Here is a 25,793-nt window from a genome sequence, read left to right as displayed (position 1 = left end):
GAAAATACGTTACCAACGACGCGGCCTTCTGACGGGGGCCGCGTCGTTGGCTATTATTACCCGTAATTTCGTAGGCCGGACCCACGGTTCGGCTTTGTTGTGTATGCGTCAAGTTGTTCTTATTCTGTTGTTTTGGGTGAGCCTGCTGGCCGTGGGCTACGCGCAGCCCACGGATGGCGCCCCCGGGCCGCCCGCCAAGCTGAGCCGCAAGGAGCAGCGGGCCCTGGAAAAAGAACAGCGCGAGCTCGACAAGAAGCTGGCCGAAGCCCGCGCCAAGCGTGCCACCGCGCCGCCGCTCTCGGAACGGGAGCAGGAGCAGAGCGAGGCCCTGTTTGTGGACGGCGTGAAATACGTGCTGCTGGAGGACTACACCAAGGCCCTGGAGCGCCTGCTGAAAGCCTACGCCCTGAACCCCGACAACGCGGCCATCAATTATAAGATAGCCGAAGCCAACCTGCTGAGCGGCAACCTGCGCGACGCCACCAACTACGCGGAATCGGCCACCCGCCTCGACCCCAAGAATGCCTACTACTACCTGCTGCTGGCCCAGATTCAGGCCAGCCAGAAGCAGTACGAAGCGGCCACCAAGACGTATGCGTCCCTTATCAAGCAGGTGCCTAATTCCGGCAGCTACCTGTTCAATCTGGCCGACCTGTACCTGGCCCAAAACCGGCTGCCCGAAGCGCTGACCACGCTGGAACAGGCGGAGAAGGAATTTGGCCAGGTGGATGAAATATCCTTCAAAAAGCAGCAGATTTACCTCAAGCAGAACAAACTGGATTTGGCGTTGGCCGAAGGCGACAAGCTCATCAAGGCCAACCCCACCGAGCCGCGCTACGTGCTGGCCCAGGCCGAGATGTACGCCAGCAACAACCGCCTGACCGATGCCGTGCGCGTGGCCCAGCAGGCCCTGCGCCTCGACCCCGACAGCCCCCAGGCCCACATGATTCTGGCCGAAGTGTACCGCCAGCAAAGCCAGCCTGACCAGGCCGCCCAGCAGCTCAAGCTGGCCTTCGCCAGCCCGGCCCTGGACATTGACGAGCGGGTGCGCATCCTGGTGGGCTACATCAAGCAGCTGCCGAACGCCAAGGAATCGGTGAACCAACTGGCGCGGGACCTGGCCACGGCCACCATCAAGACTTATCCCAAGGATGCCAAATCCTACGTCGTGGCCGGCGATATTCAGACCCTGACCGACCACAAAAAAGAAGCGCGCAATACCTACCTGCAAGCCCTGCGCTTCGATAATTCCAAGTTCCAAATCTGGCAGCAGGTCGTGCTCATCGATGCCGAGCTGAACCAGACCGATTCGCTGCTGGCCCACACCGACCGGGCGCTGGAGCTGTTTCCCAACCAGTCCTCGCTGTGGTTTTACAACGGGGTGGCGCATATGCTGAAAAAGCAGCCGGCCAAGGGCGTGAAAGCGCTGGAGCACGGCCGCAAGCTGGTGGTGAACAACGCAGAACTGCTGGGGCAGTTCGACGCGCAATTGGGTGATGCCTACCACGAATTGCACGACACGGAGAAGTCGGACGCGGCCTACGAAGCCGCCTTGGTGAGCGACCCCAACAACGTGCAGGTGCTGAACAATTACAGCTATTTCCTGTCGTTACGAGGCGAAAAGCTGGACAAGGCCAAGCAGATGTCGGGCAAAGTCGTGAAGCAATTTCCCGACAACGACACCTACCTCGACACGTATGCCTGGGTACTATATAAGATGAAGGACTACGCCGGGGCCAAAACCGCGTTGGAAAAAGCCTTGCTCACCACCAAAGACGCTTCCGTAATCGAGCACTACGGCGACGTGCTGTTCCAGCTCGGCGAGAAAGACAAAGCCGTGGCCGAGTGGCAGCGTGCCCGCAAAACCGGCACTACTTCCGACCTGTTGGAGCGCAAACTGAAAGACCACAAACTCTATGAATAAAGTGACTCTGCTGCTGGCCCTGGGGCTGTTACTCGGGAGCTGTGCCCGCAAAGCCGTACCTACCGTTTCTACCAATGGCCCGGGCACTTCGGTTCCGGTGGCCGAGGCTTCGGTTCATGCCATCAATACGTCCTTTCAGTTTTTGAATGCGAAGGGCAAGGCCCAAATCAACATGAAGGGCAATAAGCAGGGCGCCAATCTGTCCTTGCGTATGCGCCGCGACAGCATCATCTGGGTATCGGCCGGGCTGGCCGGGTTTGAGGGCGTGCGTGCCGTGCTCACCCGCGACTCGGTGCGGGTACTGAACAAGCTGGAAAAAACCTACTTCTCGGGCGGCTACGACTACCTCAGCAAGCTGCTGAACGTGCCCGTGACCTTTGCCCAGATGCAGGCCCTGCTGCTGGGCGACTACCTGCCCGCCCCGAGCGGCACCACCCCCAAAATAACCAACGAAGACGCTGGCCGCCAGCGTGTGAGCTACCCCCTGGCCGACGTAATGGTCGAGCGCCTGCTGCAAGCCGGCACCGGCCGCGTGCAGCAACTCAAGGTGAGCGACGATGCAACCAAGCGCAACCTCACCGTCGATTATTCCGATTTTCAGCCTCTGGACCAAGTGGCTTTGCCGTTTGCGCACGCCACGTTCATTCAGGCGCAGCAGCCGGCGGCGGGCGTGGTCACGGCGGCCATCAACTATACCAAAGTGAATGTTGGGCGCGAGCGGCTGGCCTTCCCTTTCAGCATTCCCAAGGGCTACAAGCGGCTGAAATAAGTGACAGGTTTTGAATGGAACACGTTGAATAAGCAGGTGCAAACCGCTGGCGAAACCTTCGGGGCCGTGGAAAATCCCTCGGCGGGGCGGGTGCGTGGGCCGTGGCTGCTGCTCTGCCTGTTGGGCCTGTGGCTGGCTACACCTGTGGCGGCCCAGCATCGGCAAAAAAGGAAGCCCGCTCGAACCAACAGCCCCAAACCAGCGGCCCGCAGCCGCAAAAGCACCGCCGCGCGCCCGGCTCAGGCCAAAAGCAAGGCCCAGCTGGAACGCGAGCGGCTGGCCAACCTGCGGCAGATTCAGCAAACCAGCCAGGCTCTGAACCAGACCCAGGAAAAGAAAAAGGTGAGCCTGGGCCAGCTGCACGTCATCACGGAAAAGCTGACGGAAAAGAAAGAGGTAATTCAGGGGATTTCGACCCAGCTGCACGGCATCGAAACCAACGTGCACCAGACGGCCACCCAGGTGCTGCAAACCCAGCAAACGCTGAGCGAGTTGAAATCGGAGTACGGCCGGCTGCTCTACACGGCCTCCAAAACGGCCAACGGCTTCAACCGGCTGATGTTTTTGTTTGCATCCGACTCGTTCAACCAGTTTGCGCTGCGGCTGCGCTACATCCGGCAGTATACTGAGGAGCGGCAGCGGCAGGCGGCCCGCATCGTGGGCACGCAGGAGCGGCTGCACCAGCAGCTTTCGGGCCTCACGCAGCAGCAAAAGCGCAAAAGCAGTTTGCTCAACAGCCAGCTAAGCGAGAATAAAAGCCTGCTGACGCTGAAAACGAAGGAAGATGAAATGGTGCAACAGCTCAGCCAGCAGGAGCAGGGCCTGCGCCAGGAGCTGGAAGAGCGCCGCCAGGCTGTGGCTCGTCTCGACAACCTGATTGCCGAGCGTGTGCGCGAAGAAATAGCTCGTGCCGCCCGTGCGGCCCGCCTCGCCGCCCGCCGCGAAGCTGCCCTGGCTGCCACCCGCGATGCACGCCGGGCTGCGGCCGCCCGCAATGCGGGCGGTGGAGCCGGCCCCGCCCGCCCGCGCCGCGACCCCGAAGCTACCTCCGCGGAAAGCGACGCCGATAACGCCACCGCCGCTCCCGAAGCCGACGCGCCCGAAACCGCTGCCGAAGCCGCCGCCGACCGCCGTGCCGTGCGCATTGCCCTCACCCCCGAAACGGCCGTGCTTTCGTCGTCCTTTGCCGGCAACCGCGGCCGGCTGCCCTGGCCGGTGGGGCGCGGGTTCATCAGCTCGCGCTTTGGGCGGCACCCGCACCCGGTACTGAAAAACGTGACCGTCGAGAACCGAGGCGTCGACATTCAGACCGGGGCCGGTGAGGCCGTGCGGGCCTGCTTCGACGGCAAGGTGCTCACCATCGCCAACATTGCGGGCATGAACACCATTGTGATGATTCAGCACGGCGATTTCTTCACCGTCTATGCCAAGCTGCGCTCCGTGAGCGTGCACGAAGGCCAGCGGGTGAGCGCCCGCGAGGTCATCGGGACCGTGGCTACCGACGCCGAGGGCACGTCGGCGGTCCAGTTTCAGGTGTGGCACAATTCCGCGAACCTCAACCCCGAAACCTGGTTGGGCCACAAGTAGCAGAGCGGTTTCTTGTAAAGAAAGGCCGGCACGTGGAGCGTACGGAAGCGGCATGGCCTGCTGGTAGGCATCCTGCAAACCACCGGTTGTGCGGGCAAAAAAAAACCCTAGGCAAGGCCAAGGGTCTTTCTGAGCTATGAAAACAAACTTAGCTGTCGGCAGAAGCGGCGATTCGCCTGCTGCAACCGATAACCACATCAAAGTTGGGTTTTCTGAGCAGGGCCGGCGCCGCATTTCGGCGAATCGATACGCTTACCCGGCGAACGTTAGCTTTCTCTTGGTGCAGAGCGGGAAAGGAAATCCGCCGCGAGTCTTACACCAGGTTCAACCGGCCCAGGAGCCCGGCTTTGTACGAACTGCCGATGGGCACGCGCACCGGCGCCCGCGCCGACGTAATGGCCGCGTTGCAGTCGAGCAGGGCCACATCGGCCTCAATGGCTAGAATGCGGTCGAGCCGCACGATGTATTTGCGGTGAATGCGGGCAAAATCCCGGCCCGGCAGCTTGGTTTCCAGGTCTTTCATGGTGCCATACACCGTGAATCGCTCGCGTGTGGTGTGCAGGTTCACGTAGTCGCCAAGGGCCTCAACGTAGTGCAAATCAGCCGTGGCAATGCGCACGAGGCGCTGTTCCTGCTTGACAAAAATCTCGTTGCGGTGATTGGCGTACAGGGCTTCGTTGGTGCTGTTGGCCATGCTTAGCACGCCCACCAGCTTCTGGCGCTCGTCTTCGAGCTGCAGGCGGGTGCGGCGTAGCTCCAGGTGGGCCATTACCTGGCGGGCCAGCACGCGCAAGGCCTCGCGCTGGTCGGTGCTCAGGTGGCGTGGCACGGTGTCGAGGGTGCAGAGAGTGCCCAGGGGTTGGCCTTCGGGTGTGAGCAGCGGCGCCCCGGCGTAGAAGCGGATGTGCGGGTCGCCGGTCACCAGCGGGTTGTTGGCAAAACGCGAGTCAGCAGTAGCATCCGATACTTCGTACACATCGTTGGCCCGCATGGCGTACTGGCAGAACGCGTGTTCGCGGGGCGTTTGCTTGTTATCCAGCCCCACTTTGGCTTTAAACCATTGCCGCTCTTCATCAATCAAAGAAATCAGCGACATAGGGGTGCCGCAGATGAAAGCCGAAAGCTGCGCCAGGTCATTAAATACCTGTTCCGGGTCGGTGTCCAGTATCTGATAGCTGTGGAGGGCTTCCAGGCGCTCCGGCTCGTTGACCTGACGTAGGACAGAATTGGCCGGGGCGGGGTGCTTAGGTGGTTTCACAGCTAATTTTTTGAGACACTCGACAAGTGTGGAAGACTCGACGGTGGGTCGATAAAGTAAAAAAATCCTGAATAGAAGCGCAATCAAAGCTAACCTTTAGGTTACTATAAGTTTTCCCATAACCCGTTCAACTTCGGCTGCTGCCCGACCAATTGACTCAATTTGCCCGTTAATGGGTTCTTCATTTTTAAAGCCTGACAATCGGGTATCTTTGTACTCCAAAAGGCGTTCGGCTGCGTATATCCTCCTTTCTCATCCTAACCGGGCCCAGGCGCCCACTGCTTCATGTCTAATCCCCTGTTTTTGATTGGCAGCTTCGGCACCACCGAAATGCTGCTTATTCTATTTGTCGTTATCCTCTTATTTGGCGCCAAGCGCATTCCCGAGTTGTTCAAAGGAATGGGGCAGGGGGTGCGGGAGTTCAAGGACGCCAGCACCAAGCCCGAAGAGCAGCAGCCGCAGTATCGCGACCAGCCCGCACCGCCCTACCAGCAGCAGTATCCTCAACAGGGCTACCCCCAGCAGGGATATCCGCAACAGCCGCCCCAGAACGGCTATCCTCAGCAAGGCGGCTACGTGCCCCAGCCGGGCCAGCCGGGCTACCAGCAGCCCATTCCTCCCGTATACAACCCCAACGACCCCACCACCCAGCCGCGCCAGTAAGCGCAAATTAGCATCATGCAAACCCCTTTCATCCTGTTCCTAGGCGACATCGGCGGCTCCGAGCTCATGCTGATAATGGTCGTCATTCTCATTTTTTTCGGTGCCAATAAAATCCCCGAGCTTGCCCGGGGGTTGGGCAAAGGCATCCGCGAGTTTAAGGACGCCAGCACCGAAATCCGCCGCGAGTTTGAGCAAGTGGGCCAGCCCACCCAGCCGAACTACTCCCAGCAGCAGCCCAACTATCCGGCTCCAAACCAATACCCCACGCCGCTGCCACCTGCTCCCGTATCGGAGCCCGGCTCGGGGTTTGACCCCTGGGCGGCTCCGGCAGCAGCAGCCCCCGTTGCTACCACTCCCGCCCCCGCCGTTGGTCACCACACCGAGGAGCCGATTCCGCCCTTGGCCTATTCCCTGCCACCCAACCTGGCCCCCGAAGGCACCCAGCCCCGGCAGCCTTATCTGCCCGCATCTCCCGACGCTTAAGCTAATCGGCCACCTAATCTGCAAATAGTTTGAAGCGTTTTCAGTCTTTATCCGAAGTTCGTAACGAGCTGACGGCGGGCACTATGTCCTGCCGCCAGCTCGTTGAGTATTACCTGGGCAACATCGAGCGCCAGCAGCACCTCAACGCTTTCCTGGAAGTGTGGGCCGATGAAGCCCGCGCCCAGGCCGATGCCGTAGATGCCAAGCTGGCGGCCGGCACCGCCGGGCCCCTGGCTGGCATGGTCATCGGCCTCAAAGACGTGCTGGCCTACGCCGGGCACTCGCTGCAAAGCAGCAGCCTGATGCTGGATGGGTTCAAGTCGCTTTTCACTGGCACGGCCGTGCAGCGTTTGCTCGATGCCGATGCCATCCTCATCGGCCGCCAGAATTGCGACGAGTTTGCTATGGGCGGCTCGAACGAAAGCTCGTATTTCGGCCCGGCCCGCAATGCCGCCGACCCCGACCGGGTGCCTGGTGGCTCTTCGGGCGGTTCGGCGGTGGCCGTGCAGGCTGATATGTGCCTGGCTTCGATTGGCTCCGACACGGGTGGCTCGGTGCGCCAGCCGGCCGCGTTTTGCGGGGTCGTGGGTTTCAAGCCGACGTATTCGCGCATTTCGCGCTACGGGCTGGTGGCGTTTGCCTCGTCGTTCGACCAGATTGGCCCGCTCACCCGCTCCGTGGCCGATGCCGCGCTCCTGACCGAAATCATGGCCGGCCCCGATGGCATGGACAGCACCGCCAGCCAGCGCGAAGTGCCCGCTTACAGCCAGCTGCTCACGCCCGCGCCGCACTACCGTATCGGCTACATTGCCGACGCCATCAACAACGAGGGCCTGAACCCCGAAATCAAGGCCGCGCTGGAAACTCAGCTCGACCTGCTGCGGGGCCAGGGCCACGTGGTGGAAGCCGTGGATTTCCCCTACCTCGATTTCATGATTCCGACGTATTACATCCTCACTACTGCCGAAGCCAGCTCCAACCTGGGCCGTTTCGACGGGGTGAAATACGGTTACCGTGCCCCGGATGTCACGGATTTGGAATCGCTCTACAAAAAGAGCCGCGCCCAGGGTTTTGGGGCCGAAGTGCAGCGCCGCATTCTGCTCGGCACCTTCGTGCTGAGCGCCAACTACTACGATGCCTACTATACCAAAGCGCAGCGCGTACGCCGGCTGATTAAGGACAAAACCGACGAGCTGCTGCGCCAGTACGATTTCCTGGTGCTGCCCACCACGCCCACCACCGCCTTCAAAATCGGCGAGAAGCTGGACCCGGTTTCCATGTATCTGGCCGATATTTTCACAGTTCAGGCGTCGCTGGCCGGCGTGCCGGCCATCTCGGTGCCGGTAGGGGAGGATGCGGCCGGCCTGCCCATTGGCCTGCAGGTAATGGCCGGCGCTTTCCGCGAGGCCGAGCTGCTCGCTTTTGCCAGCACGCTGACGGAGGAAGTGCTGGTATAGAGTTGTTTAAGCATTTTTGAACCACGCCCCGGCCCGTTCAAGCCCTGCCGTGCTGCTGATGCAGACTCGCAGAAGCTGAATGGACCGGGGCGCGTTGACATATCCGGTGGTTGTGTTTTTGCGTAGGGCAAAATCAAATACTTTTTATTCATCTCTACAAGTTCTTTACCTCTGGCCTATCTTAGTGCTATGAAGCAAGGGATTAAGCAAGTGAAAACTGACCGGCGCGGCCACGGGTGGCTGGTGCTGGTGCTGCCTTGGCTGCTGTTGCAGACAACAATTTCCAAGGCCCAGCAGGTACCGCAACGGGACTCGGCGGGCCGGGTAATTTCCACTATGCCAGCCCTGTTGGGCGATACCGTGCGGGTGCGGCTCGAACTGCAACCCGACTCGCTGGTAGCGGTGCCCATGGTCCCGATGACCGTGGATTCGGCGCGGCTGGAGTGGCTGCGGACCCCGCCCACCATGCGCGAGCTGGTGTGTGACCGCGTGGGCTGCATCGAAACCGATGTGCCGCACCAGTTCAACAACTCGGTGATGGCTTACGTGACGCTGTTCACGGCCCGCAACCGCAGCTACATGCAGCGCGTGCTGGAGCGCGAGAATTTTTACTTTCCCATTTTCGAGAAATACCTCGCGCAATACAACCTGCCAATTGATTTAAAATACCTGGCCGTGGTGGAATCGGCCCTGATTCCGACGGCCAAATCGCCGGTGGGCGCCACGGGCTTGTGGCAGTTTATGGGCCCCACGGCCGGCGACCTGCGCCTGAAGCGCGACGAGTGGATTGACGAGCGCATGGCTCCTGAAAAGGCCACCGAAGCCGCCTGCAAGCACTTGAAGTACCTCTACGGCATTTTTCATGACTGGGAACTGGTGCTGGCGGCCTACAACTGGGGCGCGGGCAGCGTGCAGCGCGTGATGCGTCGCACCGGCAAAAAGACGTTTTGGGACCTGTACCCCTACATGCCGGCCGAAACGCGCAACTACGTGCCCACCTTCACTGCCATCATGTACAGCATGAAGTACGCCGAGGCCCACGGCCTGCGCACCGATAAGCTGCACTACCAATACGCCGAACCCATGGACACGCTGGGCCTGCGCGGCTACGCGTTTGACCTGCGCCGCCTGAGCCGGGCCTGCGGCTACGATGACTCGCTGTACCTCACGCGCTTTAACCCCGAGCTGCGGCGCGCCGCCTTGCCGGCCGGCTACCGGCCCTACGTGGTGCGGTTTCCGGCGGCGGCGGCGGCGCATCTGGGTGATGTTGACCGGACTACGCTGCTCATGTATTGCCAGCCTACGGCGGCATTGCCTCAGCCCCTGCCCGCGCTGCCGCCCCGCCTCGAGGGCGTGGAGCCTTGGGTGAGCCGGGAGCTGCTGGTAGCCACCGAGGGACCCCGCAACGAGGACGAAGCCGCTGCACCGCGTTCGCGGCGAGTATCGCATAAGGTGCGCCGGGGCGAAACAGTGGCTAGCCTGGCCGAGCGGTTTGACGTGAGCCCGGCGCAAATTCGCCGCTGGAATGACTTGGCCAAAGGCCGGAACCCCAAGCCGGGCAAGCAGCTGGTGATATTTGTGCCGCTGCCCGCCCCCGCGCCGCGCCGCGCTCCCGTGGCGCCGCCCGCCACGGAAGAGCTGCCAATGATTGCCGCCGCGCCACGGCCCGCCCGCCCAACTGTCTCGGCAGAAGAAGCGGCTGCGCGGAAAGAGCAGGCCGAAGCCAATGCCCGCGAAGTGGCCCGCTTGCAGGAAATAACCCGCCAGGAAAAAATGCAGGAAGTGCGGCTGGTGGCCATCCGGCAGCGGCAGGCCATTCAGCAGGCGGCAGCGGAAGTGCAGGCCCGGGCCGCTACGCGCCGCCTTGCCCAGGCGCAAAACCAAGCGGCCCAACTGCAGGCCGCCGAGGCGAAGCGCGAAGAAACCAAAGCCGCCGTGGCTGCTGCGGCCGAGGTGGCCGCCGAACCCGTTGCCGAGGCCAGCCCGGTTTCAACCAGAGGAACCGACGGGCGCTACACCGTGCGCAAAGGCGACTACCTCACCAGGCTGGCCCGCGAGCGCAACCTCAGCGTGGCCCAATTGGTGGCGTGGAACCAGCTGGAGTCGGAAACGGTGGTGCCCGGCCAGCGGCTGGTTTTTCAGGCTCCCGCCGAAGCGCAGGTACTGCCCGAGACTGCCCGCAAGCAGCCAAAAGCAGCGGCCAAAACAGTGGCCCTCGCGCCGCGCTCTAATGTTGAGAAACGGCTCGAAACTTCTAAGGTGCACCTCGTGCAGCCGGGCGATACGCTGTTCAATATCTCGCGGCGCTTTGGGGTGAGCGTGCAAACGTTGCGCGAGCTCAACCACCTCACCTCCGACGAAGTGAAGTTGGGCCAGAAGCTGCTGGTGCCGCAAGGGTAAACGCGTTTGAACAAGGGAATTGCAAACTAAACACGGCCTTGCCGCGCTTTTCGCGCTAATTTCGCCTTACACGGCCGCGCTGCCTGCGCGGCCGTTTCCATTTCTGAAGAATTCCCGATGCTGAAAATAAACAAGCAGGACGCCCTCAACTACCACTCCCAGGAGCCTGCGGGCAAGCTCGAAGTGGTGCCGACCAAACCCATGAGCACGCAGCTCGACCTGGCCCTGGCTTACTCGCCGGGCGTGGCCGAGCCCTGCAAGGAAATTGCCGCCAACCCCGACGACGTGTACAAATACACCGCCAAGGGCAACCTGGTGGCTGTTATCAGCAACGGCACGGCGGTGCTGGGCCTGGGCAATATTGGCCCGGCCGCCTCCAAGCCGGTGATGGAGGGCAAGGGGGTGCTGTTTAAGAAATTTGCGGGCATCGACTGCTTCGATATTGAGATTGATGCCACCGACCCGGACGAGTTTATCCGCATTGTGAAGGCGCTGGAACCCACGTTTGGCGGCATCAACCTGGAGGACATCAAGGCGCCGGAGTGCTTTCGCATCGAAACCGAGCTGCGGGAGAAGATGAACATCCCGCTGATGCACGACGACCAGCACGGCACGGCCATCATCACATCGGCTGCCCTGCTGAACGGGCTGGAAATCGTGGGCAAAAAAATTGAGGAAATCAAGCTGGTGGTAAGCGGGGCGGGCGCCGCGGCGGTTTCCTGCCTGCGGCTCTACCTGGAGCTGGGCCTGAATAAAGACAACGTGGTGGTGTTCGACAAGGATGGCATCATCAACGCGGCCCGCACCAACCTGGACCCCATTCAGATGCAGTTTGCCACGACGCGTGGCCTCACCACCATGGAAGAGGCCATGACCGGGGCCGACGTGTTCCTGGGCCTCTCGGCGGCCAACGTGCTGCCCGCCGGGCTGCTCCTGCTCATGGCCGCTAACCCCATCGTCTTCGCCCTGGCCAACCCCGACCCCGAGGTGAGCTACCAGCTGGCCATGGCCACCCGCGACGACCTGATTATGGCCACCGGCCGCTCCGACCACCCCAACCAGGTGAACAACGTGCTGGGCTTTCCCTACATTTTCCGGGGCGCGCTCGACGTGCGTGCCACCGAAATCAACGAGGCCATGAAGCTGGCGGCCGTGCACGCCCTGGCCCACCTGAGCAAGGAGCCTGTGCCCGAAATCGTGAATAAAGCCTATGGCGACAACACGCTCGGATTTGGCCGTACCTACCTCATTCCCAAGCCGCTCGACCCGCGCCTGATTACCAGTGTCAGCCCGGCGGTGGCCAGGGCGGCCATGGAAAGCGGCGTGGCCCGCCTGCCCATCCAGGACTGGGCGGCCTACGAAGACCAGCTCCGCGCCCGCCTCGGCGTGAACCAGAAGCTGATGAACCGCATGACCTCGGCTGCCCGCGCCAACCCCAAGCGCGTGGTATTTGCGGAGGCCGACAACTACAAGATTCTCAAATCGGCCCAGATTCTGCTCGATGAAGGCATTTGCACGCCCATCCTGCTGGGGCCGCTGGAGAAAATTGAAGCCATTGCCCGCGAAAACAGCCTCGACCTTGAAGGTTGTGAAATTATTAACATTCTGCAGCAGGACGCCAAGCGCGACGAGTACGCCAACCTGCTGTACCAGAAGCGCCAGCGTCGCGGCATGACCCTCTACGAAGGCCGCCGGCTGATGCGTGAGCGCAACTACTACGCCGCCATGATGGTGGAAACCGGCGAGGCCGATGCCTGCATCACCGGCCTCACCAAAGACTACGGCAAGAGCATCATCCCCTCGCTGCAGGTGATTGGCACCGAAGAAGGCGTGCGGCGCGTGTCGTCGATGTACATCATCCAGCACAAAAAGGGCCCGTACTTCTTCGCTGATACCACGGTGAACATCAACCCGACGGCCGAGGAAATGGTCGAGATTATCGGTCTTACGGCCCGCGCGGTGCGCTTTTTTGATGCCGAGCCGCGCATTGCCGTCATCAGCTATTCCAACTTTGGCTCGAACGCGGGGCCGCTGCCCGAAAAAACCCGCCGCGCCACCGAGCTGGCCAAAGCCCGCTTCCCCAACCTGCTGATTGACGGGGAAATGCAGGCCAACGTGGCCCTGAGCCCGAAGCTGCTACAGGAACATTACGGCTTCAGTCCGCTGGCTGAAAAGGGCGCTAACACGTTGATTTTTCCCAACGTAGAGTCGGGGAACATTGCCTACAAAGTGCTGCAGGAAATCAGCGGGGCCGAGGTCATCGGGCCGGTGCTGATGGGCATGCGCAAGCCGGTGCACATTCTGCAGCTGGGCGCCACCGTGCGCGACATCCTGAACATGGCCGCCATTGCGGTGGTGGATGCGCAAACCGGCAGCAAGGCGCTATAAATAGAGAAATAGGAACATTTCGGAACGTTCTGTGGAGTTCAGCTCCGCAGGACGTTTTTTTTATTCCTTCACATCTTCCTCATTTCACCCAATATTTTTGGCCGAAAAGCCAGTAAATTTGGGAGATAAAAAACCCGCGGCTGGTGTAGCCTGAATACTGCCGCGCATTCTGTTCTTCTCCTTTCTTCAGCCTATGATTGCCTACCTCGACGGTAAACTTGCTTACAAAGACGCCACGCTGGCCATCATGGATATGCTGGGCGTGGGTTACGAAGTTCGGATTTCGCTGGCCACCTACTCCAAGCTGCCGCCGGAGGGTTCGGCCACCAAAATCTATACCTATCAGCACATTAAGGAGGACGGGCAGACGCTGTATGGCTTCCTGGACCCCAGCGAGAAGGCCTTGTTCATGCTGCTGATTTCGGTGTCGGGCATCGGGCCGGGCACGGGCATTGTGATGGTGAGCAGCATGAGCGTGGGCGAAATCCGCGAGGCCATCGTGAACGAGAACGTGCGGGCCATTCAGAGCATCAAGGGCGTGGGGCCGAAAACGGCCCAGCGCGTGATTCTGGAGTTGAAAGACAAATTGCGCAAGGACGAGCTGCTGGCCAAGGCCGGCGTCGATACGGTGCCGCTAGCCCGGCAGCACAATACGCGGCGTTCGGAAGCGTTGCAGGCCCTGGTGACCCTCGGCTTTGCGCGGGCCGCCGCCGAAAAGCTGCTGGACCAGATTCAGCACAAGCACGGTGGGGAGCTGAGCGTGGAGGAATTGATTAAATTTGCTTTGAAGTCGCATTGAGTTATCGTGCGAATTTTCGGATTTGGGCGGTTGCACGGGTTGTCTCGGTCGACTTGCTACCTTACTGAAGTGCCGTGCCTGACGCGGGCCGCCTGGGCCGCGCCATTATCCACCTATCCTGCTTGAAATCCGGACAGAAATTACTCCCCGCGTCGGTTGTTGTGGTTGCGTCGTTGCTGGCGTGGTGGGCCCAGGCCGCACCCAGTGCCGGCGCACGCCTGACCACGGCGTGGCTACGCGCCAGCCGGGCATTGGCGGCTGATACGCCGCGGCCAACCCGGCCTTTTGCCGATACCACCGGCCCGTATAAGCCGAGCCGGCGGCCACGGGTGCGTGCCCACGACCGGCCCGGTAGCCCCTTCGGGCCGCACCGCCGCGAGTCGCCGCTGGTGCTGCCGTTGCCCAAGAACGTAAAACTGGACGTGCAGGTTGACGACAGTCTCAAGCAATTTGACGTGCAGGAGAAAGTTGGGAAGGAGATTGACTACCGCGACCCCAGTGTGCTCACTTATAAGGAGTACGAGGAGTTTCAGCGGCGCCAGGCCATCGCCAACTACTACCGCGAGAAGGCCAAGGGCGGCATTACGGGACCGCCGGCCGCGGCCGGCACGCCGCAGGCCCAGCGCCTGATTCCCAAAATCTACCTGGGGCCGGTGGCCGACCGCATTTTTGGGGGCAGCTACGTGGATATCCGGCCGGCCGGCTCGGTCACGCTCAAGTTTGGAGCGCGCTTCAATCGCAACGAAAACCCCGCCCTGACCCTGCGCCAGCAGAGCGTGGGTGACTTTTTGTTCGAGCAGAATATCAACGTGAACCTGACCGGGCAGATTGGCACCAAGCTCAAACTGGTGTTCAACTACGACACCAAGGCCTCGTTCGACTTCGACAACCAGATGAAGTTCGACTACGCCGGCTCGGAAACGGACATCATCAAAAAGGTGGACCTGGGCAACGTGAGCCTGCCGCTCACCAACTCGCTGGTGCAGGGCGGGCAGAACCTGTTCGGCATCAAAACCCAGATGCAGTTTGGGCGGCTGGGCGTGACGGCCGTGGCCGCTACCGTGCGCGGCACCGCCGACGAGGTGCGCGTGCAGAACGGCGCCCAGAGCCGGCAATACGAAATCAAGGCCAGCCAGTACGAGAAGGACCGGCACTTTTTCCTGTCGCAGTTCTTCCGCGACCGGTACGACCAGGCCCTGCGCAACCTGCCCACCATCCAGAGCGGGGTGACCATCAACCGCGTGGAGGTGTACGTGACCAACGACAACCGCACCACCGAAAACCTGCGCAACGTGGTGACGCTGATGGACCTGGGCGAACCCTCGCGGCTGTACCAAACCCAGAAGTACCGCATCGGCAACCCCAGCCCCCAGGTGCCGGCCAGCAACGATGGCAACCGGGAATTCAGTACCATCATTGGCGGCGGGACCACGGCCCGCGACAACCTCGGCGTTGATGCTTTTTTGCAGATTGGCCAGGGCCTGACCAAGAACGTGGACTTCGAGCGGGTGCGGGCCCGCAAGCTGGACACCCGCGAATACACCTACAACGCACAGCTCGGCTACCTGTCGCTGAACACGGCCCTGCTGCCCGACCAGGTGCTGGGCGTGAGCTACGAATACATCTACAACGGCAAAACCTACAAGGTGGGCGAGCTGAGCGGCGACTACAACGGCGTGAGCGCCGACCAGGTTATCTTTCTCAAGATGCTGAAAGCCAGCAACCCCGGCGTGGGCACGCTGCCCACCGACCGGCCGGACTCGCAGAACCCCAACGTGCTCACCCGCAACACGCCGACCTGGGATTTGATGATGAAAAACATCTATCCCCTGAACGCCTCGCAGCTGCAGCGCGACAACTTCCAGCTGCAAATTATTTACAAGGACGACGCGACCGGCGTGGACTTAATTTCGCTGAAAGAAGGGGCTAAAATTGCCAACCGGCCGCTGATTGAGGTGCTCAACCTCGACCACGTGAACTCCAACAACGACAAGCTGCCCGACGGCAACTTCGACTACTTCCCCGGCGTCACCATCGACCCGGAGCTGGGTAAAATTATTTTCCCGAACGTGCAGCCGTTCGGGGCATTTCTGCAAAACCAATTTGTGGGCGAGCCCGACCTGGTGACCAAATACGTGTACTCGGAGTTGTACAACATGACCCAGAGCGACGCGCAGCAGGTGCAGGAAAAGGACAAGTTCTTCCTGCGCGGGCGCTTCCAGGGCGGGGCCAGCTCCGACGAAATCAGCCTGCCGGGCATTGGCATTGCGCAGGGCTCGGTGCGGGTGTTTTCGGGCTCTACGCTGCTCACCGAGGGCACCGACTACCAGGTGTTTTACGACCAAGCTAAGGTGAAAGTTCTGAACCCCGCCTATCTCAACTCGGCGAATGAGCTGCGGGTGGAATTCGAAAAAAATGCCCTGGTGCAGGTGCAGCCGCGCAAATTGCTGGGCGTGCGCCTCGACTACAAGCTGAACAAGGATGTGAACATTGGCGGCACGGCCCTGCACCTGCTGGAGAATCAGGCCCCAGGCATCAACCGCGTGAACATTGGCGACGAGCCGGGCAACAACACCATCGTGGGAGTGGATGGCAGCATCCGGAAAGACAGCCGGGTGCTGACCAAGTACCTCGACATGCTGCCGTTTATCTCGACCAAGGAAATATCGACCATTGCCTTCAGCGGGGAGTTTGCCAAGCTGCTGCCGGGCCGCTCGCAGCTGGGCAACGGCGAAAACGGCGTGTCGTACATCGACGATTTCGAGAATGCCCGCACGCCCTACACCCTGGGCGGGCTGGCCAGCATTCCGGCCTGGCGCCTGGCCTCGACGCCGCTGCCCGTGGGCGGCAGCACGGCCGTGGGCCTGCCCTACAACTACCAGCGCGCCAAGCTGGCCTGGTACACCGTGGACCAGAGCTACTACACCGGCGGCCCCAGTGTGCCCGGCAACATCGGGGCCACGGACCTGCTGAACCACTACACCCGCGGCGTGAAGCGCGACGAGGTGTTCCCGAATAAGGACCTGGGCTCGACCGGCAACGGCTACGAGTACACGTTCGACATGGCCTACTACCCCAACGAGCGCGGGCCCTACAACTACAACCCCAACGTTGACGCGGCCGGCAAAGCCTTCACCACGGCCGAGCGGCCCCAGGACAAGTTCGGCGGCATCAGCCGGGCCATCACCTTCGATACCGACTTCGACAACGCCAACATCGAGTACCTGGAGTTCTGGATGATGGACCCGTTCCTGAAGAGCACCAACCCCGGCGCGCCCGCGTCCCGTGTGAACATCACCGACCAGGACGGCAACGACGTGGCCAACACCTCCGGCGGCGACCTCGTCATCAACTTGGGCAACGTGAGCGAGGACGTGCTGAAGGACCAGGACCAGCACGAGTTTGAAAACGGCCTGCCCGTGCCCGGTGCCGACAGCACGGGCCAAACCCGTGGAACGGCCTACGGCATCGTGACGCGCCAGCAGTTTCTCACCGATGCCTTCAATGCCGCGCCCGGTGCCCGCACGGCGCAGGATGTGGGCCTCGATGGACTGAACGACGCCGATGAACGTACCAAAGCAGCTACCAGCTACGGCGGGTCGTATGCCAGCCTGCCCGACCCCTCGGGCGACGACTTCAAGCACCACCTCGACCCGAGCTACGACCAGAACAACACCAAAATCCTGGGCCGCTACAAAAACTACGACGGCTACGACGGCAACTCGCCCGAAAACAGCCAGCTTACCTCCACGGCCTTCCCCGACAAGGAGGACCTGAACCGCGACAACGTGGTGCAGGACGTGGAGCGCTACTACGAGTACAAGATGCACCTCACGCCCGGCGGCCTCGACATCGGCTCGCCGGACGCGAAATATATTATCGACAAAGTGGTGGCGCCGGCCACGTATACCAACGGCGACGTGGTGACGTGGTACCAGTTCCGGATTCCCATCCGGGAGGGGTACGCGCTGAAGGGTGCCACCCAGGAGTTCGGGTTTAAGTCCATCCGGTTTTTGCGGATGTACATGACCGGCTGGCGCGAGCCGGTGGTGCTGCGCCTGGTGCAGCCGCAGTTCGTGGCCAACCAGTGGCGCCGGTTCAACTACCGCATTCTGGACCCGAGGCAGGCCATTTGCGTGAACTGCCTGACTGATGCCGACGCCTTCAATATTTCGACGGTGAGCGTGGAGGAAAACGGCGTGTCCGGCACCGCGAATGCCATTCCGTACGTGTCGCCGCCCGGCATTCAGCGCGACAAGGAGTACGGCAGCAGCAGCACCTCGCGCCTGCAAAACGAGCAGAGCCTGCGCCTGGCCGTGGTGAACCTGCGCGACGGCTATGCCAAAGCAGCGTATAAAAATATAACCATCAACATGCTGCGCTACAAGCGCCTGCGTATGTTCCTGCATGGCGATTCGCAAGACCCTTCGACGCTTGATGGCGATGTGCGGGCGTTCCTCCGCATTGGCACCGACTACACCCAGAACTACTACGAGTATTCGTTGCCCCTGGCCCTGACCAGAGTTGGCGCCACTTCTCCAGACGAAGTATGGCCCGAGGCCAACAAGATTGACGTGGCGTTCCAGGACTTCATCGATGCCAAGGCCAAGCGCAACCAGGACGGCAGCCCGCTGCTGGTGCCCTACACCGTGACCCTGCCCAACGGGGCCAGCATTACGGTGGTGGGCAACCCCGATTTTTCGGCAGTGCAGGGCGTGATGATTGGCATCCTGAATCCCACCACCACGGGGGCTGACCCCAGCACGGCTTCGAAAACCGTGAACCTGTGGGCCGATGAGATGCGCGTGTTTGACTTTGAGCAGCAGGCCGGCTACGCGGCCACGGCCCGCCTGAACGTGAAGCTGGCCGACCTGGCCAACATCACGGCCACGGGCAACTACACCAGCGTGGGCTTCGGCGGCTTGCAGGACAAGGCGCAGTCGCGCTCAACCGATAACGTGTTCCGGGGTGACCTGCAGGCCACCGTAGCGGCCGAAAAATTCCTGCCGCCCCAGCTGCACCTGCGCCTGCCCGTGCTGCTGCAACTTGGCCACGAAAGCCGTTCGCCGCTCTACGACCCGCTGGACCCCGACACCAAGCTGGAGCAGAGCCTGCAGAAGTTTAACAAAGGCAGCGCGGCGGAAAATGCGTCGGCCCAGGCCGAATACCGCAACAAAGTCATCGACCAAACTACCAGCCGCAGCATCTCGATACTGAACGTGCGCAAGGAGCGCGGCCCCGGCAAGCCCGGCGCCCCCGCGGCCAAGCCCAAGCCCTGGGACATTGAGAACGTGGCTTTGAGCTATTCGCTCACCGACCGCCTGCACACCGACATCCGCACCGACCGCGACTACACCAAGTCCTACACCGCGGCCATTGCCTACGTGTACCAGACCACGCCCAAAAACTACACGCCGCTGGCCAAGATTAAGCTGCTGGATAACCCGTACCTGAAGATTTTCCAGAACATCAACTTCACGCCGCTGCCTTCGCGCTTCTCCTTCCGCACCGATATTGACCGGCGCTACAACGAGCGGTTCCTGCAGCGCATCCTGAACCCCGGCGAGGTGCCCACCACCAACGGCATCCCCGCCGTCATTCAGAAGTCGTTCTACATCAGCCGGATTTATGACCTGAAGTGGGACCTGACCAAGAGCCTGATTTTCGACTACACCGCCACCAACCGGGGCGTGGTAGACGAAGGCCCCGGCCGCGACATCGGCAACAGCCTGGAAGCCATCAACAACCGTACCCAGGCCCAGAACAACCTGCTGCGCGGCGGCCGCACCACCAATTTCAACCAGACTGCCGCCCTCACCTACCGACTGCCGCTCGACAAGTTTCCGCTCACCGACTGGCTGAGCGCCGACACCCGCTACTCGGCCAACTACAGCTGGCAGGCCGCGTCCACGGGCCAGCGCGTGGCCAAGTTTCCCACCCGGGCCGACACGGCCACGGAGGTAGTGAACCTGGGCAACACCATCCAGAACAACGCCGAAATGAGCGCCAACGGCAAGATTGACCTGGTGAAGCTCTACAACAAGGTCAAGTTCCTGAACGTCATCAACAACGCGCCCCCGCCCACGGCCAAGGCCAAAAGCCCGCGCACCGATTTGCTGCGGCAAAACATTGCGCGCCCCGGCGACGACGCGGCCCGCAAACCCGCCGCGGCCGCCGATACGACGAAGGAGAAATACCGGTTTGTAAAAGCCGTGCTCCGCTCGCTGATGACGGCCCGGTCCATCAATTTCACCTTCACCCGCTCCAACGGCACGCTGCTGCCCGGCTACCTGCCCAAAACCAAGGCCTTTGGCTTCGATGATACCTTCACGGCCCCCGGCCTGCCCTTCATCGTGGGCAAGCAGTACAGCCTGGACCACTTGTACAGCATCGCGGCCCTCGACCACAACTGGTACACCGACCGCAGCGAATACCTCAACACGCCGCTCAGCTCGCTGCTCACCCAAACCATCACCCTGCGCACGACGCTGGAGCCGTTCCGCGACTTCAACATTCAGGTGGATGCCCGGCAGCAAAAGGCCCAAAATCTGGATGCCTACTACCGCCACGCCCTCGACCCGGATTCGCTGACGGTCATCAAGGACGCCGCGGGGAACTTCCCGGTGATTGTGCCGCAGTCGCTGGGCACGGGCACGTTCAGCACCACCACCATCACTATCCGAACCCTGTTTGGGGACCTGGGCGCCAACGGCGAAACGTCGAAAGCCTTCACCCGGTTTGTGGACAACCGGGCCATCGTGCGTCAGCGCCTGACGGACGCCAACCCCAATAAAGCGGGTAGCTATGGCTTCAACTCGCAGGAAGTGCTGGTGCAAAGCTTCATCGATGCCTACCAGGGCCGGTCGTCGGACGGCTACAAAGCGTCGAAATTCGACCCCTTCGCCCTGCTGCCGCTGCCCAACTGGACCATTCAGTACAACGGGTTCGCCCAGCTGCCGCTCATCAAGCAGTATTTCAGCTCGTTCACCCTCAACCACGCGTATTCTTCCATCTACACCAACGCCTACACCACGGCCACCAGCTACCCTTCTGACCCCGGCAGTTTTCCCACGCAGGTAAACACGGCGGGCCAGTTCATTCCCTACTACATTGTGGGGCAGGTGAGCATTGCGGAACGCCTCTCGCCGCTGATTGGCGTGAATTTTCAGACCGTGAGCAAAATCACTGGCCGCCTCGAATACCGCACCGACCGCACTGTGGCCCTGAACACCACCAACTCCCAGGTAACCGAGCTGAACACCACCGAAATGATTATTGGCTTCGGCTACGCCACCAACAGTCTCAAGCTGCCGTTCCGGGTGGGAGGCGAGCAGCGCGTATTAAAAAATAACCTCACCGCCCGCCTCGACCTTAGCATCCGCGACAACATCACGATACAGCGCAGCATCCTCGATTCGGCTGACCCCACTGGCCCCAACGACCCCGCCAATCCGAATAACCCCGGATTCATCGGCCGCCCTCAGGGCCAGATTACCAACGGCTCGAAAACCTTCCAGCTGCGTCCCACCATCGACTATTTGCTGAACACCCGGCTCAATCTGCAGTTATATTACAGCCAGACCATCACCACCCCCCGCATCAGCAATGCCTTCCGCAACTCAACCACCGAAGGCGGCGTGCAGCTGCGTTACAGCCTGACGCAGTAGCTTTACGGCTCGGCAACCACCATTCCCCTCATTACCGCCTTACCTTATGAACCTGCCCGCCACCCTACATTACACCAAAGACCACGAATGGATTCGCGTTGAAGGCGATGTCGCTTACGTGGGCATCACCGACCACGCCCAGAAAGAATTGGGCGATATCGTGTACGTTGATATTGATACGCTGGACAAAGAAGTGGCCCGGCACGACGTCTTCGGCACCGTGGAGGCCGTTAAAACGGTTTCAGACTTGTTCAGCCCCATCACCGGCACCGTGCTCGAAATAAACGCCAAGCTGGCCGATGCGCCCGAAACCGTGAACTCGGACCCCTACGGCGACGGCTGGATGGTGAAAATATCCATCGCCAAGCCCGAAGAGCTGAGCGAGCTGCTGACTGCCGAAACCTACGGCGAACTGGTTGGCGCGTAGTTGCAGCCGTGTGGCATAAGCCCAGGCTTTTGCGTCATTTGCCCCGCACAAGCTAAAGCTGCTTATGCCCCGCCCGCTCATGCCCCGTCGGCCCTACGCCGCCCTGCCCATTGGCTGGGCCGTGGTGGTGCTGGTGCTCACCCTCACCCCGGCCAGGGAAATGCCGCGCACGCCCGTCTGGGAGCTGTTGTCGTTCGACACGGCGGCCCATGCGGGCGTGTTCGTCGTGCTGGCCGGGCTAAGTTGGTTCTCGCTGCACCGGCAGCGCCGCTGGCCCCGGCTGGCCCGCCACGCCGGGCTGGCCGTGCTCAGTGGCAGCGTCCTGTTCGGGGCCCTCATCGAGGTGCTGCAAATGAGCATGCACCTGGGCCGCCACGGCGAATGGTCCGATTTGCTGAGCGACAGCATCGGGGCTTTTCTGGCAGTGGGAGTGGCCGCTGCCTGGGCGGCCCGGCAGGCGCGGCGCTCGCAGGCGCTGGCGTCCATCTTTTGGTTTGGGTTGATGCTGGCTGCCTCCGTAGCTCATGCGCAGGACCTGCCCCGCGCCCGTCGCACCATCGAAAAGCTGGCTTCGCCGGCCCTGCACGGGCGCGGTTACGTGCAGCAGGGTGAGCACAAAGCCGCCGCCTACCTGCGCAGCCGCCTGCGCGAGATGAAACTGCAGCCCCTGGCGCCCGACTACACCCAGCCATTTGGGCTGGACGTAAATACTTTCCCGGGTGAATTAGCTGCCTCCATCCGGGCTGATGGGGCCAGCTCGGCCTGGGGATGGGAGCCCGGCACCGCCTTCATCGCGGCGCCCAATTCCGGGGCCGGCCGCGTGCAGGACCGCATCCTGCTGCTCGACACCCTGGTTTTTACCAAGGCTACGGTGCAGGCCCGCTACCTGCTGGTGCCGTGGAGCAAGCGTGTGCTGCTGCTGCGCGCTGCCGATGCCGCCCGGCTACCCCACCTGCCCACTATTCTGCAACAACGCTTCAACGCAGCCGCCGCCCGGATAACCGTCGTCCCCAAGCTGACGGCTTCCCTGGCCGCCGAGCAGGCAACTCAGCCCCGTGTGGAGGTACTGGCCAGCAAAGTGCCTTTGTGGCTGGATAAGGCATTTTTTGGCGATACGGCCACCGGCGCAATCAAAGGCCGCACGGTGTGGGGCACAGTACACGTAGGGGCCAAACTGGAGCATAACTACCAAACCCAGAACCTTGCGGCCGTCATTCGCGGCACCGCGCAGCCTGATTCTTTCCTCGTGGTCACCGCGCATTACGACCACCTGGGCACGATGGGCAGCAAAACGTACTTCCCCGGCGCCAACGACAACGCCAGCGGCGTGGCTCTGCTTCTGGAACTGGCTGCCCACTACACCCGCCCCGAAAACCGGCCCGCATACTCCGTCGTGTTCCTCCTTTTCGGAGCCGAGGAGGCCGGCTTGGTGGGTTCCAGCTACTTCGTGGCGCACCCGCTGATACCGCTCAAAAACATCAAATTCCTGGTAAACCTCGACTTGCTGGGTACCGGCGAGTTGGGCGCTACCGTTGTCAACGGCCGCGTGTTCGAAGCGCCTTACCACCGCCTCGTGGGCCTCAACGATGCCCACCACTACCTGCCGGCCCTGGGCGCCCGCGGCCGGGCCGCCAACTCCGACCATTTTCCTTTCTCCGAGGCGGGCGTGCCGGCGTTCTTTATCTACACCCGCGGCGGCAGCGCGGCTTACCACGATGTCAACGACCGGCCCGCGGCGCTGTCGCTGGCGGGGTTCGCCGGGGCTTTCGGGCTGGTGCGCGATTTTATCAATGCAGAAGGAGCAGCCCCGGTCCACAAAAAAAAGTCGGTGGCCGAACCTGCGTTCAACCACCGACCGTAATACTAACTGCTAACTGCCTAGCCTTTGGCTTTCAGCGAAAGCATGATTTGCTTGGCGATGGGCTCCCACTCGGGCTTCTGGCGGTCGGCGCAGTTGAAGGTGCAAATCATCAGCTTGCCTTCCACGTCGGTGAAGAACACGAGGGTGTACACCTCGTGGCCCATCTCGGGCTTCATGTATTCGAGGTAGCCCACCTTGCGGTTGTTGATATTCTTCACGCCGTCGCCAAACCACGTCGCGTCCTTGTACTGCTTGTGATAGGTCTTGCCAAACGAAGCGGCGTAAATGTCGACCATGTCCTGGTCGGCGTCATTATCGCTGTAGTTGAAGGCGAGGCTGATGAGGTTGTTGTTCGTGAAAATAACGCTCGGCCGGCTCTGGGCTTTAGCGTAAGCAAAGTCCATCTGCTGTTCGGTCATCACCTCGAATCCTTTGGGAATCAGGATTTCCACTCGCTCGCTCAGGACGCGTTTCTTTACCAGCTCGATTTCAGATGCGGGACGCGCAGCCACAAGGAAGAGTCCCAGGATACAGAGTAAAAATGTAGATTTCATACTAACAGGGGGATAAAATGTGAGTAACTAAGCGCTATTGATGCACCCAAGTTAGATACAATAATTAGATATCCAACTTTCGGGTCACAAATATTGCGATTATTTTTGAAAAGTAAAAAGCTGGCCGACGATTTTAGCCAATAACAGCTTAACATTCGGAAGGTTGTGCTACACGGAAATGGCAAGGCCATCCCAAACTAAATCTTCGGCCAGGAGCCGGTTTATCGAAATGAAGTTGAATAAAATATAATTAAAGTGCAATTTAATGTTGATTCCTGCTAGGAATTATGGGATGAATTGGTGAGGCTTTTGGCCGTTTCTACAGACGAGAAAGCCGCGCCCTAGAGGATGTTATTTAATTGTTCTTTGATTTTTTCCAGCTCTTCTTTCATGCCCACCACCAGGTGTTGCACGGTGGCATCGTTGGCCTTCGAACCGATGGTGTTGATTTCGCGACCAATTTCCTGGGCGAGGAAACCGAGCTTTTTGCCCACGGCTTCATCGGGCTGGTGCACGGATTGCTCAAAGTAGGCCAGGTGGGCGGCGAGGCGTACTTTTTCCTCGGCAATATCCAGTTTTTCAATATAGTACAGTACTTCCTGCTCGAAGCGGGTGGCGTTGAACTGCTCATGGCTGGTGAGCTCGGACAGGTGCGCGGCCAGGCGCTGGCGCACGTGCTCGATGCGGGCGGGGTCGTGCTGCTCGACGGCGGCCAGCTGCTGCCGGATGGTGGCTACGTAGCCCAGAATTTCGGTGCTGAGGGTGTGGCCTTCGTCTTGCCGGAACTGCTGCATGGCGGCCAGCGCCTCGGCCAGCAGCGGCTGCAGCTCGGGCCAGGCCACTTCTTCGGCCGCAGGCTCGGCATCACGCGCCTCCGAAGTGCTGGGGATGACGCCGGGCAGGCGCAAGGCGGCCAGCAGCGTGGCTTCGCTGGTGGGCAGGCCCAGGCTGCTGGCCACGGCCTGCAGCTCGTGGAAGGTGGCAATGAGGGCTTCTTTGTTGAGCGTGGCGGACGCCCGAACTGCGGCGGGCCGCGCGAAGTCGATGGTGAGGTTGACTTTGCCGCGCAGCAGTGCCTTGGCAATGGTATTGCGGATTTCCAACTCGTGGGCCTGCAGAAAGCGGGGCAGGCGCAGGGTGAAGTCGAGGGTTTTGGAGTTGAGGGACTTTAGCTCCACGGTGGCCGTGTAAGAATCGGTTTCGCGGTGGGCCTGGCCGTAGCCGGTCATGGAGAGGAGCATAGTGGAGAGCAGTTGTTCTGGTTGCGGAGGTCGGGTTAAGTTCTCAAAGAACGGCACGCGGGAAGTAGCACAGCACTTCGCCCGCACCAGAGAATGAAGGAAATCCTGATTGTGCGCCCGGAAATTTGGCCGGCATTTGCCGGGCGGGGCAGCCATTCGGCTCTTTCCAGGTCAGGCAGAAACCTTTGAGTTCAAGCAAAAAGGGCGCAAAATTAGTAGAATGATATTATCGTAAAATGAAGAAATGGGTGCGTCGCAATATGGTAACGCAGCGGCTATGTTGCCGTAATAGGCCCCTGATAGTTTTGTGGCGTT

General features: G+C 61.1%; 16 protein-coding genes. 12 read left to right on the top strand and 4 right to left on the bottom strand.

Annotated elements, in window-relative coordinates; translation table 11 throughout:
• Nucleotides 1–103 precede the first annotated feature (103 nt).
• The 3 genes from J4G38_RS00400 to J4G38_RS00390 are packed head-to-tail and all read left to right on the top strand — an operon-like array spanning nucleotide 104 to nucleotide 4,280.
• On the top strand, nucleotides 104–1,924 hold the full coding sequence (locus J4G38_RS00400) for a tetratricopeptide repeat protein (protein ID WP_210514143.1): 1,821 nt from the start codon (nucleotides 104–106) through the stop codon (nucleotides 1,922–1,924).
• Nucleotides 1,917–2,693: a DUF4292 domain-containing protein gene (locus J4G38_RS00395; RefSeq protein ID WP_210514141.1), complete on the top strand. Its 777-nt coding sequence runs from the start codon at nucleotides 1,917–1,919 to the stop codon at nucleotides 2,691–2,693. Before J4G38_RS00400 ends, J4G38_RS00395 begins: the two co-directional genes overlap by 8 nt.
• Entirely contained in the window at nucleotides 2,694–4,280 is a 1,587-nt protein-coding gene (locus tag J4G38_RS00390; protein ID WP_226163029.1) for a murein hydrolase activator EnvC family protein, read from the top strand. It begins immediately after the preceding gene.
• A gap of 313 nt (nucleotides 4,281–4,593) precedes the next feature.
• Here the strand turns inward: J4G38_RS00390 and J4G38_RS00385 are convergent, their stop codons facing one another.
• Complete coding sequence (locus J4G38_RS00385) at nucleotides 4,594–5,538, bottom strand: GAF domain-containing DNA-binding protein (RefSeq protein WP_210514139.1); 945 nt, start codon at nucleotides 5,536–5,538, stop codon at nucleotides 4,594–4,596.
• A 285-nt stretch (nucleotides 5,539–5,823) separates the two neighbouring features.
• Here J4G38_RS00385 and J4G38_RS28840 point away from each other — a divergent pair, with 285 nt between their 5' ends.
• From J4G38_RS28840 to J4G38_RS00340, 9 genes are all read left to right on the top strand, one after another.
• Complete coding sequence (locus J4G38_RS28840; protein ID WP_210514137.1) at nucleotides 5,824–6,201, top strand: Sec-independent protein translocase subunit TatA/TatB; 378 nt, start codon at nucleotides 5,824–5,826, stop codon at nucleotides 6,199–6,201.
• Between the two features lie 15 nt (nucleotides 6,202–6,216).
• Nucleotides 6,217–6,684, top strand: a complete 468-nt coding sequence (locus J4G38_RS28835; protein WP_210514135.1) for a Sec-independent protein translocase subunit TatA/TatB — start codon at nucleotides 6,217–6,219, stop codon at nucleotides 6,682–6,684.
• A gap of 29 nt (nucleotides 6,685–6,713) precedes the next feature.
• Complete coding sequence (gene gatA, locus J4G38_RS00370) at nucleotides 6,714–8,141, top strand: Asp-tRNA(Asn)/Glu-tRNA(Gln) amidotransferase subunit GatA (protein ID WP_210514133.1); 1,428 nt, start codon at nucleotides 6,714–6,716, stop codon at nucleotides 8,139–8,141.
• A gap of 189 nt (nucleotides 8,142–8,330) precedes the next feature.
• Nucleotides 8,331–10,541: a LysM peptidoglycan-binding domain-containing protein gene (locus J4G38_RS00365; RefSeq protein ID WP_210514131.1), complete on the top strand. Its 2,211-nt coding sequence runs from the start codon at nucleotides 8,331–8,333 to the stop codon at nucleotides 10,539–10,541.
• A 117-nt stretch (nucleotides 10,542–10,658) separates the two neighbouring features.
• Nucleotides 10,659–12,929: an NADP-dependent malic enzyme gene (locus J4G38_RS00360; protein WP_210514129.1), complete on the top strand. Its 2,271-nt coding sequence runs from the start codon at nucleotides 10,659–10,661 to the stop codon at nucleotides 12,927–12,929.
• A gap of 193 nt (nucleotides 12,930–13,122) precedes the next feature.
• Nucleotides 13,123–13,728, top strand: a complete 606-nt coding sequence (gene ruvA / locus J4G38_RS00355) for a Holliday junction branch migration protein RuvA (protein ID WP_210514127.1) — start codon at nucleotides 13,123–13,125, stop codon at nucleotides 13,726–13,728.
• 122 nt (nucleotides 13,729–13,850) lie between these two features.
• Nucleotides 13,851–21,395, top strand: coding sequence for a T9SS outer membrane translocon Sov/SprA (gene sov / locus J4G38_RS00350; RefSeq protein WP_226163028.1), 7,545 nt, complete (start codon nucleotides 13,851–13,853; stop codon nucleotides 21,393–21,395).
• 46 nt (nucleotides 21,396–21,441) lie between these two features.
• Nucleotides 21,442–21,822 carry a glycine cleavage system protein GcvH gene (gene gcvH / locus J4G38_RS00345; protein ID WP_210514125.1) on the top strand — a complete coding sequence of 127 codons (381 nt, stop codon included), beginning with the start codon at nucleotides 21,442–21,444 and terminating at the stop codon, nucleotides 21,820–21,822.
• A gap of 64 nt (nucleotides 21,823–21,886) precedes the next feature.
• Complete coding sequence (locus tag J4G38_RS00340; RefSeq protein WP_210514123.1) at nucleotides 21,887–23,683, top strand: VanZ family protein; 1,797 nt, start codon at nucleotides 21,887–21,889, stop codon at nucleotides 23,681–23,683.
• Between the two features lie 17 nt (nucleotides 23,684–23,700).
• On the opposite strand, the gene J4G38_RS00335 is transcribed toward J4G38_RS00340, so the two are convergent.
• The 3 genes from J4G38_RS00335 to J4G38_RS00325 all read right to left on the bottom strand — a co-directional run bounded on the left by J4G38_RS00335 (nucleotide 23,701) and on the right by J4G38_RS00325 (nucleotide 25,677).
• A complete protein-coding gene (locus J4G38_RS00335; protein ID WP_210514121.1) occupies nucleotides 23,701–24,195 on the bottom strand; it encodes a hypothetical protein in 495 nt (164 codons plus the stop codon).
• Nucleotides 24,196–24,578: 383 nt separating this feature from the next.
• Entirely contained in the window at nucleotides 24,579–25,478 is a 900-nt protein-coding gene (locus tag J4G38_RS00330; RefSeq protein ID WP_210514119.1) for a YicC/YloC family endoribonuclease, read from the bottom strand.
• 43 nt (nucleotides 25,479–25,521) lie between these two features.
• Complete coding sequence (locus J4G38_RS00325; RefSeq protein WP_210514117.1) at nucleotides 25,522–25,677, bottom strand: hypothetical protein; 156 nt, start codon at nucleotides 25,675–25,677, stop codon at nucleotides 25,522–25,524.
• Nucleotides 25,678–25,793 lie beyond the last annotated feature (116 nt).

This window comes from Hymenobacter terricola (assembly GCF_017921975.2).
GTDB lineage: Bacteria > Bacteroidota > Bacteroidia > Cytophagales > Hymenobacteraceae > Hymenobacter > Hymenobacter terricola.
Note: the sequence above shows the minus strand (reverse complement) of the source record. Positions and strands in the feature narration are given on the sequence as shown.